13 protein-coding genes and 1 pseudogene are annotated in these 13,601 nt (G+C 44.4%); 6 read left to right on the forward strand and 8 right to left on the reverse strand.

Annotation, left to right across the window (positions count from 1 at the left end; translation table 11 throughout):
- Together ACTXGO_RS04555 and ACTXGO_RS04560 are read right to left on the reverse strand one after the other, a co-directional pair.
- Nucleotides 1-104, reverse strand: a pseudogene (locus ACTXGO_RS04555) (porin); the annotation flags it as partial.
- A 527-nt stretch (nucleotides 105-631) separates the two neighbouring features.
- Nucleotides 632-2,830: a malate synthase G gene (locus tag ACTXGO_RS04560; RefSeq protein ID WP_443542048.1), complete on the reverse strand. Its 2,199-nt coding sequence runs from the start codon at nucleotides 2,828-2,830 to the stop codon at nucleotides 632-634.
- 437 nt (nucleotides 2,831-3,267) lie between these two features.
- Here ACTXGO_RS04560 and ACTXGO_RS04565 point away from each other — a divergent pair, with 437 nt between their 5' ends.
- Entirely contained in the window at nucleotides 3,268-3,993 is a 726-nt protein-coding gene (locus ACTXGO_RS04565; RefSeq protein ID WP_443573487.1) for a MiaE family protein, read from the forward strand.
- Between the two features lie 121 nt (nucleotides 3,994-4,114).
- On the opposite strand, the gene ACTXGO_RS04570 is transcribed toward ACTXGO_RS04565, so the two are convergent.
- The 6 genes from ACTXGO_RS04570 to mtgA form a co-directional block, all read right to left on the reverse strand.
- Nucleotides 4,115-4,315: a hypothetical protein gene (locus ACTXGO_RS04570; RefSeq protein WP_317198662.1), complete on the reverse strand. Its 201-nt coding sequence runs from the start codon at nucleotides 4,313-4,315 to the stop codon at nucleotides 4,115-4,117.
- A gap of 84 nt (nucleotides 4,316-4,399) precedes the next feature.
- Nucleotides 4,400-4,780: a hypothetical protein gene (locus ACTXGO_RS04575; protein ID WP_435949373.1), complete on the reverse strand. Its 381-nt coding sequence runs from the start codon at nucleotides 4,778-4,780 to the stop codon at nucleotides 4,400-4,402.
- Between the two features lie 54 nt (nucleotides 4,781-4,834).
- Nucleotides 4,835-5,095 (reverse strand): hypothetical protein, encoded by a 261-nt coding sequence (locus ACTXGO_RS04580; protein ID WP_317198664.1) that lies wholly within the window; start codon nucleotides 5,093-5,095, stop codon nucleotides 4,835-4,837.
- A 61-nt stretch (nucleotides 5,096-5,156) separates the two neighbouring features.
- Entirely contained in the window at nucleotides 5,157-5,333 is a 177-nt protein-coding gene (locus ACTXGO_RS04585; RefSeq protein WP_443542051.1) for a hypothetical protein, read from the reverse strand.
- 293 nt (nucleotides 5,334-5,626) lie between these two features.
- Nucleotides 5,627-7,831, reverse strand: a complete 2,205-nt coding sequence (ppk1, locus tag ACTXGO_RS04590) for a polyphosphate kinase 1 (RefSeq protein WP_443542053.1) — start codon at nucleotides 7,829-7,831, stop codon at nucleotides 5,627-5,629.
- 53 nt (nucleotides 7,832-7,884) lie between these two features.
- Nucleotides 7,885-8,571, reverse strand: coding sequence for a monofunctional biosynthetic peptidoglycan transglycosylase (gene mtgA / locus ACTXGO_RS04595; protein WP_317198667.1), 687 nt, complete (start codon nucleotides 8,569-8,571; stop codon nucleotides 7,885-7,887).
- Nucleotides 8,572-8,780: 209 nt separating this feature from the next.
- Between mtgA and ACTXGO_RS04600 the strand changes: the two genes are divergently transcribed.
- From ACTXGO_RS04600 to ACTXGO_RS04620, 5 genes are all read left to right on the forward strand, one after another.
- The gene (locus ACTXGO_RS04600) at nucleotides 8,781-9,137 is read left to right on the forward strand and encodes a glutaredoxin family protein (RefSeq protein WP_443573489.1); all 357 of its coding nucleotides are present in this window, start codon (nucleotides 8,781-8,783) and stop codon (nucleotides 9,135-9,137) included.
- A 17-nt stretch (nucleotides 9,138-9,154) separates the two neighbouring features.
- Nucleotides 9,155-10,375 (forward strand): alpha-hydroxy acid oxidase, encoded by a 1,221-nt coding sequence (locus ACTXGO_RS04605; RefSeq protein WP_443542057.1) that lies wholly within the window; start codon nucleotides 9,155-9,157, stop codon nucleotides 10,373-10,375.
- A 60-nt stretch (nucleotides 10,376-10,435) separates the two neighbouring features.
- The gene (locus ACTXGO_RS04610; protein ID WP_443573491.1) at nucleotides 10,436-11,431 is read left to right on the forward strand and encodes a rhomboid family intramembrane serine protease; all 996 of its coding nucleotides are present in this window, start codon (nucleotides 10,436-10,438) and stop codon (nucleotides 11,429-11,431) included.
- An 84-nt stretch (nucleotides 11,432-11,515) separates the two neighbouring features.
- Nucleotides 11,516-12,319 carry a MipA/OmpV family protein gene (locus tag ACTXGO_RS04615; RefSeq protein ID WP_443573493.1) on the forward strand — a complete coding sequence of 268 codons (804 nt, stop codon included), beginning with the start codon at nucleotides 11,516-11,518 and terminating at the stop codon, nucleotides 12,317-12,319.
- A 271-nt stretch (nucleotides 12,320-12,590) separates the two neighbouring features.
- Entirely contained in the window at nucleotides 12,591-13,472 is an 882-nt protein-coding gene (locus ACTXGO_RS04620) for a DMT family transporter (RefSeq protein ID WP_435949382.1), read from the forward strand.
- Nucleotides 13,473-13,601: the final 129 nt, after the last annotated feature.

Below are 13,601 nucleotides of genomic sequence, written 5' to 3' on the forward strand. Positions count from 1 at the left end.
ACATAGTCAGTAGTAATGAATATTTTACCGTAGACGGTTGGAGCAGCTTGCGCCGCTGATACAGATAGAGCAGCAACTGCTGTAGCTAAAAGTAGTTTTTTCATGGGAATCTCCACTTACAATTTTAGTAGTAGGCTGGCTATCATTAGCTGGTGCCCGTAATGGTATCGTCACAAATCCTCAAAATATAAAATATGTAACTGACGACCGGAATCTGTTCAAAAAAGTGTGGTATGTCTATCACTATCAGGTAAAAACCATTACTTAAAGAATCGTATGCTTACATGTAACCCTTATGTAAAATTTGGCTTTTAACACTTCAATGTGTAACATCCGTTACCAAACTCATACTTCGGCTATAAGCATAACAACTCTGACATAATTTGCAACATTTTTTTGAGCTAATTGTTTCTACTGTGTGTCAAATATTCTCTAGAGACAGCGTTTTACTTGCCTTAGACAACATTCGTAAACCGAAAAAATATTATTACATTTTATTTAATACCTATAACTATTATCGAGAAAACCGGATTCATTAATAAATAAATTTTTACCTACAAAAAAACGCCACCTATCCTAAGATAGATGACGCTGTTCTTAACGAGCTTGCAGGCAGGTTAATTATTTACTTTTAAAAATTAGCCTTTAGATCTAGGCGAGCTTGATGCAATAGAGGCTCAGTATAACCGCTTGGTTGCTCGCGACCCTTGAATACAAGATCACAAGCTGCCTTAAAGGCGTAGGAGTGCTCAAAATTATTTGCCATAGGCTGGTAGCTATTGTCATCAGCGTTTTGCTCATCGACGACTTTTGCCATACGCTTCATGGTTTCCATGACCTGCTCATCACTCACCACGTCATGATGGAGCCAGTTGGCAATATGCTGACTTGAAATACGCAGTGTTGCGCGATCCTCCATGAGACCCACATCATTGATATCTGGCACTTTTGAGCAGCCAACGCCTTGGTTAACCCAGCGTACGACGTAACCTAAGATACCTTGAGCGTTGTTATCAAGCTCGTTTTGTATCTCTTCATCGCTCCAATCAGTATTAGCAGCGAGCGGTATGGTCAAGATATCATCGAGGCTGGCGCGCGTGCGCGATTTTAGCTCGTCTTGTACGTCCGCAACGTTGACTTGATGATAGTGCATAGCATGCAAAGTCGCGCCCGTTGGTGAGGGTACCCAAGCGGTACTAGCACCTGATTTTGGATGCGCCGCCTTGGTCTCCATCATCTCCTTCATCTCATCAGGCTTCGCCCACATGCCTTTACCGATTTGTGCATGACCTTGCAAGCCAACTTCAAGGCCAATATCAACGTTCCACTGCTCGTAGGCTGGCTGCCAAGCTTGCGACTTCATATCCCCTTTAGGTACGAACGCGCCAGCATTCATACTAGTATGCATCTCATCACCTGTACGATCCAAGAAGCCTGTATTGATGAAGATCACGCGCTCTTTAGCTTGACGAATCGCTTCTTTTAGATTGACTGTCATGCGGCGCTCTTCATCCATAATGCCAATTTTGAGCGTATTACGCTCAAGACCTAATAAGTCCTCTGACGCATTGAACAAGTCGTTTGCCATTTTGACTTCATCAGGACCATGCATTTTTGGCTTAACGATGTACATAGAGCCTTTGCGTGAGTTGGATAGCTCGCTTTTGCCTTTTAGGTCATTTAGAGTTAATAACGGGGTGATCAAGCCATCCATAAGCCCTTCAAAGATTTGTTCTTGCCCGTCACCCAAATCAACTAAGATGGCTGGGTTTTGCATCAAATGACCGACGTTACGGATAAGCAGTAACGAGCGGCCGGGCAAAATCAGCTTACCGCCATCTGGCGTCGTATATTCGCGGTCTGGGTTTTGCTTACGCGTACGCGTCTTGCCGCCCTTCTCAAAGGTCTCTTGCAGATCGCCGTTCATAAGACCTAGCCAATTGCGATAAACTTCGACTTTTTCTTCGGCGTCCACAGCAGCGATAGAATCTTCACAATCTTGAATCGCAGTAATAGCAGACTCTAACAAGACGTCTTTGATACCAGCAGGGTCATCTTTACCCACTGGATGAGCGCTATCAATTTGAATCTCGGCATGTAGGCCGTTGTTCTTGAGCAATACTCCTGTTGGGCTATTGGCATCACCGACGTAGCCTACGAACTTATTCGCATCTTGTAGCTTGGTGCTGCTCTCGCCTTGTACAATCTCAAGCGCGCCATCTACAACTTTAAAGCCTGTTGCATCACGGTATGACCCTGAGGCCAAAGCGAAGTTCTCATCCAAGAAATTTTTGGCATAAGCGACAACGGCTGCGCCGCGAGTTGGGTTGTAGCCGCCAGTGGCTTCTTGACCGTTTTCATCGCTAATCACATCTGTGCCATATAGGGCGTCGTACAAGCTGCCCCAGCGCGCGTTAGTGGCGTTCAATGCATAACGAGCGTTACGTACAGGTACTACCAACTGCGGGCCTGCGATATGTGCAATCTCGTCATCGACATTTTGCGTGCTGACTTTGAAGTCCTCACCTTCTGGCAACAAATAACCGATCTCTTGCAAAAACTGCTTATAAGCTGCGGTATCGATTTCGCCGTTTTTGGTAGGATGTTGTAGATGCCACTGATCGATCTGCTTTTGCATCTCATCACGAGTGGCAAGCAGTGCCTTATTACGCGGCGTAAATTCTTTGATAACCTTCTCAAACCCTGACCAATAGCTGTCTGAGTCAAAACCAACTTTGGGTAGGACTTCATTTTCAATAAAGTCGTACAAGGTTTGGTCAATGGCAAGAATTCCTTTTTGGATACGATTGGTTTGAGAATACTGACTCATACAGATGTCCTTATGATTTGGTAATAGTTATGACTATCAGGTTTTTGTTAAATGTAGATGACATATAAATACTCAAAAACACATGGCTTAAGAGTATTTGGCATCAAAGTATTTGGCGCTTGATGATTTAGTCTTGGGATTGATGTTTGATTGTAACTACACCGCAAAATATTATCCTACTATCAAATCAAAAAATTAACAAGGATATGCTATTTTGTGGCTAAATGTTGACATTGCTCTGTAGTGATACCCTATGCTCCATCAGGCTTTGATAACTTATGTGTTGCATATCGAGTAGACGACTAAGGAGTAAAGTTAAACTGTAAGTAATCATTTCAATAGTTATTTAGTCTCAAAGCCATGCCTCAATAGCAGCTGACTTGATATAATCGGTGCACAGTGATGAAATTTAATACTTTATGGATAGCTACCAGATTATGAATGTTGAACACTTAGAGATAACACAGACCAATAATACTTCATCAGTCTTTTTTGCGGACGACAGCGATGATAGTAGAGTACAAGACGAGGATGGCCAGCAACTACGACCCCCTGCCAAAGTTGATATGAGCGCGGTCTACAAGTTTTTAGGCGCGCGTACTTCGCAAGCTTGGATTGATGCAGCAATGAATAATATACCTCTAATTATTCAAGATCATGCCAACTGCGAAAAAAAGGCAGCGGGAACAGCGATGAACCTTATCTTTCGCTATGAGTTTGCCCATGATTTGCAGTGCAAACTGGCACAACTCATACGCGAGGAGATGCTGCATTACGAGCAAGTACTAGGTATCATGAAAGAGCGCGGACAAGACTGGATGCACTTGGGTGCAGGTCGTTATGCCAAAGGCATGTTAAAGCATAAACGTACTTATGAGCCTGCCGCGATGATAGACGTGCTGATCATAGGGGCGTTTATCGAAGCACGCTCCTGTGAGCGTTTTGCAGCGCTCAGCCATGTGATAGATGATGCGCGCCTTAGTAAGTACTATCGTTACTTGCTAAAATCTGAGAGTCGTCATTTTGAGGATTATCTAGCATTGGCGCAGTCGTTGTCTGATACTTGTATCAACGAGCGTGTTGATTTTTTTAAAGCTATTGAGAGCGAGCTGATATCTACGCCTGACGATGAACTACGCTTTCATAGCGGCGTACCTATTTAGCTTGCTTATAATCGATGTCTTTTAATAAAAATTGATGTCTTTTAATAATAACAAAAGCAGCGACTATTGTTAGTCACTGCATTTGTTAGGCACTGCTTTTTTATTTTATGCTAACTGATACTTACCTTTTAGACTCAGTAACGTCAGTATCGTATTGCTTATTGTCTTTGGCAATATGATGCGGATCATGATCATCCGTCGCGCGCTCAGCAGCTGCTGGATTCGCTTTTTGTAGTGCGTCGTCTTGCACGATACCTTCATTGTCATCAGAATCTTTTAGCTTGTAATTGGTATCATCATGCATGTCTTTTGGCGTACTCATGCCCTACTCCTTTACTATCGTTATCTGTGCTTTTGCGCTCTATACCTTTGTACATTGTACCTTTTATTTTATACACAATCGCGACTAGTCTTTTTCGTCAGGCGTTAATGTACGAGTTTGCGCATTATTTACATTCGCGTAGCGATTGCGATCGGTAATCTCATCACTTTGCGGCGCTTCACTTCCTACCGTATCTTCATTGATGTTTTCATCAAAAGCCGTGCTGCCTTCTTGATCGCGGCGATCAGGTTGACGCGCTGGATTATCACCATCTTTGACGTGCTCGCTGTCGACTATGTTATCTTCAAAAGTGTCAGTGCCTTTGTTAACAGTCGTATTGTCTTCGATCTTTTCGTGGTTGTCTGAAGCTAAGTTATGAGCATCGTCATTAACGATAGCAGTGCCGCTTTCTCTATTGGTGTTATCAATACGTGTTTTGCTCAGGGCTGGATCGTTAGTCTTCATTGTTATGTCCTTTATTATTATTTAATAGGCTTACTACAGAAGTCCTGTCATCAATTAGATATTGTTGTTTTGACTCAAATCATGAGCATTTAGGTCAGCGACGTTTTTGCCACCTGCTGGTAAGTTTTCTTCTTTGCGGGGATCTGAGTATACCTCATCGGTTTCTTGTGAGGCTTGCTCCGGTCCATCTATTTCAGGATCGTATTTGCGGCCTTCGTAGCTATCCTTTGGATTAAGCACTTTTGCGGCTACAGGATCGTCAACAGGGACTCTTTCTTCGTTATTGGGTTGTTCATTTTCCTTATGTATAGTCATAACTTACTCCTTGTATACACGCTATAATTAATCAGATTTGGCTGACACTAACGAGCCGTGATTACTGATCTGTGCGTAACGACTCATCGATAAAGGGCGCTTGATTATCATCATTATCGGTAGCTTGCTCGTCATCGTTGTTAAGGTTTTTTTCGAGCTGCTTAGCATCGACATTTTGCGCCGCATCGGTTACTTCTGATTTTGGGTCATTGTTGCTCTTTGTGTCATTGTTACTCATGGTAAAACTCCTGAATTTTAGTTGTTATCACTTTAAATCTATTGGTAGAGATTAAACGTTTCAAGCCTTTATATAAGTGTTCTAAAGTTATTTAGCTTAGGTCTAAATGTATAACTTAGCTCTATATGTGCAGCTTTACATGTACAGAGTATCTAAGTGTAAAAAGCTAGTATAGAGACATTAAGCTTTATCATACCAGTGTGCTCAGGTGTCTAAATGTGAATAAATGTGATACGACTAGCAAGTTTGTAACTATTTGAGTCGCTTACTACCTGCACTCTTATCATTCATCATTAGACTGGTTCCCCGACACGATTAATAACCTTTAATAAATAATCCTGCGCAATATGCAAAGGCTCGTTATCTGTGCGTTTGACCTTGTGCCATTGTCCGCTGCCATTGAGCGTCCATGCTTGTACGTTGTCTTGCAGGTAGTTTTGTAGCCCATCCTCAAAAATCTGCTTGAATAGTTTTTTGTCTTCAATTGGAAAAGCGACCTCAACGCGATGAAATAAGTTGCGATCCATCCAGTCAGCGCTTGCGCAGTACAGGCGCTCATCACCACCATTATAAAAGTAATAAACGCGCGTATGCTCCAAAAAGCGCCCGATAACAGAGCGTACAGTGATGTTCTCAGATAAACCTTTGACCTGCGGACGTAAGCAGCACATAGAGCGCAGTATCAGCTCAATCTTTACCCCAGCTTGTGAGGCATCATAGAGCTTGTCAATCAAGCGGCGCTCGGTAAGTGCATTGACTTTGATAATGATATGCGCGCGCTTGCCTGCCTTTGCTTGCGTAATCTCAGCATCAATAAACTCTATAAGCTTGTCATGCAAAGTGAATGGTGCATGAAGGAGCTTTTTGAGGTTAGCAGGCTTACCCATGCCAGTGAGCTCTTGAAATATCTTGTGCACGTCCTCTGAGATGTCAGGGTCGGCGCTAAAGAGTCCGTAGTCGGTATATACTTTGGCATTGGCCGCATGATAATTACCCGTCCCTAGATGCACATAACGACGGATGCGCTCATCCTCACGGCGCACAATGAGCATAAGCTTGGCATGAGTCTTGTAGCCCACGATGCCATAGACCACAACCGCGCCCGCCTCTTGCAAGAAGTTAGCAACGGCGATGTTAGAAGCCTCATCAAAGCGCGCGCGTAGCTCGATAACGGCAGTCACTTCTTTACCATTACGAGCAGCGGCGGCGAGCGCTTTGACGATCTCAGAATTGGTGCCTGAGCGGTAAAGCGTTTGTTTAATCGCTAACACTTTGGGGTCGCTAGCGGCTTGCCACAGCAGATTGATAATAGGCGCGAACGAATGAAAAGGATGATGTACGAGCACATCACGCTTACGCATAGCGGCAAACATACTAGTCGCCTTGTCGAGTTTATCTACCTCGCGGCGAAAGGGTTTGGGCATAATATGAGTAAAGGGCTGATAACGCAGCTTTGGAATATTAAAATCAAAAAGTAAGCGCGTAAGGTTCACAGGGCCATTAACGCGGTAGAGCTGGTTATCATGCAGCTCAAACTCATTGAGCAAATAATCGCTAATCGGTGTTGGGCAGTCGGTTGTGACCTCTAGGCGCACTTTATCCCCAAAACGGCGATTTTCAAGCTCGCCCTCTAAGGCTTTGGCGATATCATCAACATCGTCTGCTAAGTCCAAATCGGCGTTGCGCGTCAGCCTAAACTGATGGCAGCCGGTGACATTCATCCCAGGGAACAGCTCGCCGACGTGCTCATGAATGACCGCGGAGAGCATGACGTGGTGCTCTTTGCCGCCTGTGAGCTCATCAGGTAGACGAATCACCCGCGGCAAACTGCGCGGCGCAGGGACAATCGCTAAATTGATATCACGACCAAAAGCGTCCTTGCCCTCTAGCGTTGCAATGAAGTTTAAACTCTTATTCACGAGGCGCGGAAACGGATGGGCAGGATCAATGCTAATCGGCGTAAGTACAGGTGAGACTTGCTCAGTAAAGTAGCGCTTCATCCATGCTGATTGTTCAGGGTTAAGCTCATCGCGTTTGAGGTAGCGGATGTCCTCAAGGGCAAGAGCGGGCAAGATATCTTCGTTTAGTATGCGGTACTGCTCATCGATAGCATTGTGCGCAACTGCGGATATCTCACCTAGCACCTCGCTTGGGCGCATACCGTGTGGGCTTGTAACGACGTTGCCTAAATTAAGCTTTTGCATAATGCCTGCAACGCGAATCTCAAAGAACTCATCCATATTCGATGAAAAGATAATCAAAAAGAATAAACGCTCGAGCAGTGGATGACGCGGATTGGCGGCTTGCGCGAGTACCCGCAGATGAAACTGTAACAAGGACAAATCACGGTTGATATAGCTGCTGGGCGAATAGCTACCATCTTCAGAGCGCTGCCAAGCTATCTCGGTCAAAGCCGTTTGCGTCACCGCTTTATCCGATGTGAGACTATGCTCATCCAGTGCTCTATTGTCCATTGCATCGCTATTGGCAGTACTCATGATGTCATCCTTTATTTTTATTTTGATCACTGAACATTTTTGGTTATCAGCCATTAAGCCGCTTGTGGTAAAGCCGCGTTTTTCATACGTTTTTTGATAATGCGCTGCTTGTTGCGCAGGCGTCTATCGCCTTTATTATCCTGATAGTATTTGGGATTGGTGAGCATACCGATAAGCAGTGCGGACTCATCTCGGTTAAGATTGTCCGCGGATTTGTCAAAGTAATGTTGCGCGGCCTCCTCTATACCGTAAATGCCGTTGCCAAATTCGGCGACATTAAGATAAGCGGTCAAAATGCGCTGTTTGTCCCAGATAGTCTCTATCATAACGGTAATAATTGCCTCCTCGCCTTTACGAATGTAAGAGCGATGAGAGGTCAAAAATAGATTTTTGGCAAGCTGCTGGGTAATTGTTGAGCCGCCAGCGGACGCTTTGCCAGAGGCTTCATTCTTTTTCATTGCCACCTCAATGCCTTCAAGATCAAAGCCATTGTGCTGAGTGAACTTTGAATCTTCACTAACGATAGCCGCTTGCTTGGCTGATTTGGCGATATTGTCATACTCCACCCAAGTTTGCGTGACCTCACCGCCTGTCAAGCGATGTGTGAGCATAAACATACTGTTATTGATGGGCTGAGTCTTCCATATCAATAGCAAGCCTGCAACCAACACATGAAAAGCCACTACCAGCAACATAAAGGCCAATAGTATTTTTTTGATAACTTTGCCAAAACTTGTCATGCGCTATGTATCCAAATAATAAATTAAAAATAACTTTGGTGAATTGCAAGCTATCTTACCTAATTGGGCAATCGCTGTCATTATTGCTCTGATTTCTTTATCATATAGCAAGCATTAAGCTGTGGTTTTAAAATTTTAAGACCGAATATTGGATAGTTAAAAGTATTGAATAGTTAAAAGTATTGCATAGTTAAAGTAAGAGTACGTATATGAGTACACAGATGACGAATGAGCCTAATAGCTATCAGCTTAGTGAAACAAAATCATCAGTGGTAGAGCTACGTGCTTCTATCATGACAGCGCTGCCACATTTGTCTGATGCTAATCATAGTGAGGCTTGGTGGTTATTAGGTACCTCTCACTGCCATTTATGTGAAGATGCCAAAGCTTTGATAACGCGCTTTCAAATGGTGCAGCCTATTGATTGCCTCGATGTCGACATTAGCGATTTTGATGAGGCGCTAATGATGCAATTTGCTACCACTATTCCTGTACTATTGACATCTACGCGGCGTCTTAACTATCCGTTTTCAGTCATGGATTTACAGCAATTACTGTCTGAGTAATCATCAGCGAGAACCCTATGAAAGATCTAAGCCCAAAATTAAATAGAATCACTGAGATTGAAGACTTGCGCCAAGTGGCGGCGCGCAAAATTCCGCGCATGTTCTACGATTATGTCGATTCTGGCTCATGGACCGAGACTACTTATCGTAACAATGAAAGCGACTTTGACCGTATCAAATTGCGTCAGCGCGTACTGGTTAATATGGAAGGGCGCTCGCTTGCGACCAAAATGATTGGTGAGTCTGTGAATATGCCTGTTGCTATTGCACCCACTGGCTTTACGGGGATGATGTGGGCAGATGGTGAGATTCATGCGGCGCGCGCCGCTGAAAAGTTTGGCGTGCCATTTTCTTTATCGACGATGAGCATTTGCTCTATTGAGGATGTGGCGAGTCATACCAGTGCGCCCTTTTGGTTTCAGCTGTATGTCATGCGTGACAAAGCTTTTATGAGCAATCTGATTCGCCGTGCCAAAGAAGCCAATTGCTCAGCGCTGATCTTGACCGCTGACTTACAAGTGCTCGGTCAACGCCACAAAGACATCAAAAACGGTCTCTCTGCGCCGCCCAAACCGACGCTGGCTAATATCCTTAACCTTATGACCAAGCCGCAGTGGTGCCTCAATATGCTTGGTACCAAAAGACGCAGCTTTGGTAATATCGTCGGTCATGCTCAAGATGTCGAGGATATCTCCTCCTTGTCCGCATGGACAGCAGAGCAGTTCGATCCGGCGCTGAGCTGGGATGATGTGGCTCGTATCAAAGATGAATGGGGCGGTAAAATTATCATCAAAGGCATCATGGAGCCTGAGGATGCGATACTCGCCGCTCGTAGTGGCGCTGATGCATTAGTCGTCTCCAATCATGGCGGTCGGCAATTGGACGGCGCGCCCTCCTCAATCGCTGCCCTAAGCGATATCGTGCAAGCGGTACGTGCAGAAAGTAGTGAGATTGAGATTTGGCTTGATAGTGGGATTCGCTCGGGGCAAGATGTCCTCAAAGCTATGGCACTAGGCGCTAACGGTACGATGATCGGGCGTGCGTTTTTGTACGGACTCGGTGCTTATGGCGAGGATGGCGTGCGCCGGGCTTTGGAGCTTATTTACAAGGAATGTGATGTGAGTATGGCGTTTTGCGGTCATACTGATATCACCCAAGTGACTGACGATATCTTGGTCAAAGGCACTTATGAGCATCTAAAATCTGGTCAGCCATATCTTGCACCGATGCGCTGGTAGTTCTTTGATTTAATGATTGGCTTATCTTGTTTACCCATATCCTTTAACTGATACCCATTTATGACCATACAGCAATTACTAAAAACTGCACCTGTCAGCACCTTACTCTTAGTCAGCTTTATCGGGCTGTTCATCATCCAAGTGCTTTTAGGCGTCGATGCCAATAACCCCTCGACCCAAGCGCTCATCTATTGGGGCGCTAATGCTCTGCCGCTGACGATGGAGGATGACCCGTGGCGGCTGGTTAGCAGTGCGTTTTTGCATATTGGTTTGATGCATCTACTGTTTAACGGTTTTGCCATGTATTTCTTTGGGCAAGTAGCCGAGCCTATGTTTGGTTCCGTGAAGTTTTTGGCGCTGTTCTTGCTTGCCGCTATCGGTGGCAATCTATTAAACAATTATGTAACGTGGCAAGGCATTTTAGATGGCTCAGCGCAGCCCGGATTATCCGCTGGCGCGTCTGGCGGTATCATGGGTATTGGCGCAGCCTTACTGATAGCAGCGCTGTTTAAAATATCAGTTAATGGAATGGTGCTTAATCTAAAGAGTCTGATATTCATTATGGGTATCAATCTGGTTTATGGCTTTGCGGTACCGGGTATCGATAACGCGGGTCATATCGGCGGCGCGATCACAGGACTGGTTATTGCCCTTGGTTTTGTTTTTGCCCAGCGCCAGCGCCAAGGGGCTCAGCAACAAGCGATTGCAGAGTACCAAAGCGCCTTAACAAACCAGTTGCCAATAGCTGACCCTCAAGTTACCGATTATAACGATCCACCGCTTAGGGATATTTTTAGTGATAACACTAGCCAAATCCCTGTAAACTTAGAGCATGATTCTGCTAGTACTGTTAATAATACCGACGTGAATACGACCATTAACTACAATAATCCAGCTTATGTTAGCGTCAAACCTGTTGCTATTAAGCCTGTCAAAATCAGCATGATATGGCAACTACTGCCTTGGCTCATGATGCTTATCGTCTTGATTGGCTTTGTCTGGTGGTGGCAAGATATGCATAATCAGATACTACAAGTGCTCGCTGCTAACGAATAAATAAGTGCGCTATAGTGATCAAAAATGAGTATCACCCACTAAAGCGCTATTTTACTTACCCTTACCTGCTCAAGAGACCCGACTATGTCAAAACTATCCGCCCCTTTTATCGCTAGCCGCACTCTGCTCACTGCCCTAACTGCTACAGTGCTATTTGGCATTGGCAGCCATGCTAACGCCGCCCTATTCAAAAATCTGCCTGCTGATCAAGATGCCGAGCTCAGCGTTGGCGTCAATGTGTTATATAGCAAAAGTGCTTATGATCTAGATGATGAGCAGGTACGTGTCTTGCCAGGCGTGTTCTATGACAACAATAAGTTCTATGCCCGCGGCGCGCAAGCAGGCGCTTATATCGTCAATGATGGTACCAATCAGCTGGCCGCTTATGTCCAACTGGCAGGCAGCGAGTTTGACCCTGATGATGCCAATGGCGCGCTCCAAGGTTTAGATGAGCGTAAAGCATCAGCGGCGGCAGGTCTAAGCTACCTACGCCGTACGCCTGTCGGTGGCTTTCGTATTCAAGCGGCAACCGATGTCTTGGATCGTAGCGGCGGTACGACAGCGCGCCTGACATATTTGGCTCGTATTACTAAAAACAAGCTGACCGTCTATCCGAGCATTGGCTTTGAGTATCATGATGATGAATACAATGAGTACTATTATGGCGTCAGCGATCAAGAGTCGGCAGATACAGGCGTTGCTGCTTATAAATCCAATTCAAGTCTAAACCCGTACATCAATATTAGTGCTAACTATGACATCAATGAGCGTTTTGCTGGCTTCTTTAATCAAAGCTTAAGCTACTTGCCCAATGAGCAATACGATAGCCCGATGGTGGACTCGCGTACCGATGCAACAACGACGCTGGGTTTACTATATAAGTTTTAGGGTTTTAGCAATTTAGTATTGAAAAGCTGAGCATTTTGCTTGGCTTTTTTGTTTTGGTTTATCCATCGATATAAAGCATTCACTTATACTATAAACTCAAGCTTTGGTTTTAAATAGTCAGTTCAATATAAAAACGATACCGCTGAACTGGAATAAATTTTTTGTAGCCTCTGTCTGCTAGCTACAGCAAGCAAGAAAAATTTATACCAGTTCTGTGTCATTACATAAGGTATCTATTTTTTTGACTTTATCATTAGAGGATTGCACCATTATGATCCGCTCTACCCTTTGGATGATTGGCGCGCTCACCTCATTTTGTTTGATGGCTATTGGTGCTCGTGAGCTAAACGGTGAGATTAGTGTTTTTCAGATACTATTCTTTCGTAGTATCGTCGGGCTATTGGTATTATTGCCAATCATATGGCTATCAAACGCTTTGCCAAAGATAAGGCACTTATTATTTCCCAAACGTCTTAAATTACACGTAGTCAGAAACTTATTTCATTTCGCGGGGCAATATGGCTGGTTCTTAGGCATAGGACTACTACCCTTAGCTACCGTTTTCGCTATTGAATTTACCGTGCCTTTTTGGACGATAATCATCTCGTATCTCTTTTTAAAAGAGCCTATAACGATAAAAAAAATCATTGCTGTACTATTAGGCATATTAGGTGTCTTGGTCATTGTACAACCTAGCTTAGATGTCGCTCACTATGCGTCACTTATCGTACTGGGCGCTGCTATTTGCTACGCCTTTGCTCATGTGTGTACAAAGTCGCTGTCTAATACCGATAGTCCCATCACTATTATTTTTATGATGTGTTTGATACAAGCGCCACTAGGGTTGCTGTTGTTTATAGAAGGCTGGACAACGCCAGTAGATATCCAGTGGCTATGGCTGGTCATCATAGGTGTCACGGCATTATCGGCGCATTACTGTATGACCAAAGCCATGCAATATGCTGAGGTGACATTCGTAGTCACTATGGATATGTTTAGATTGCCGCTCATCTCACTCATCGGTGTGCTGTTGTATTCTGAGAGCTTTAGCGCAGCTTTAGTCGTTGGCATGCTGCTGATAGTCGCTGGTAATTCGCTCAATATATATTCTAGGAAAACAGATAAAGGTAGTATTGCTCGGTTGGGAGGTTAGGTATAAAGCTGATGGTTGACTCGAGGACTGGTGCTACGATGAGGCTAGGATTATGTTATAAACCTTAGGGTTGAATTTTATATAAAATAAGTTAGACGTAGGCTAGGCTTTTAGCCTAGCTTTTTGTTG

It is taken from the genome of Psychrobacter sp. T6-1, assembly GCF_052258445.1.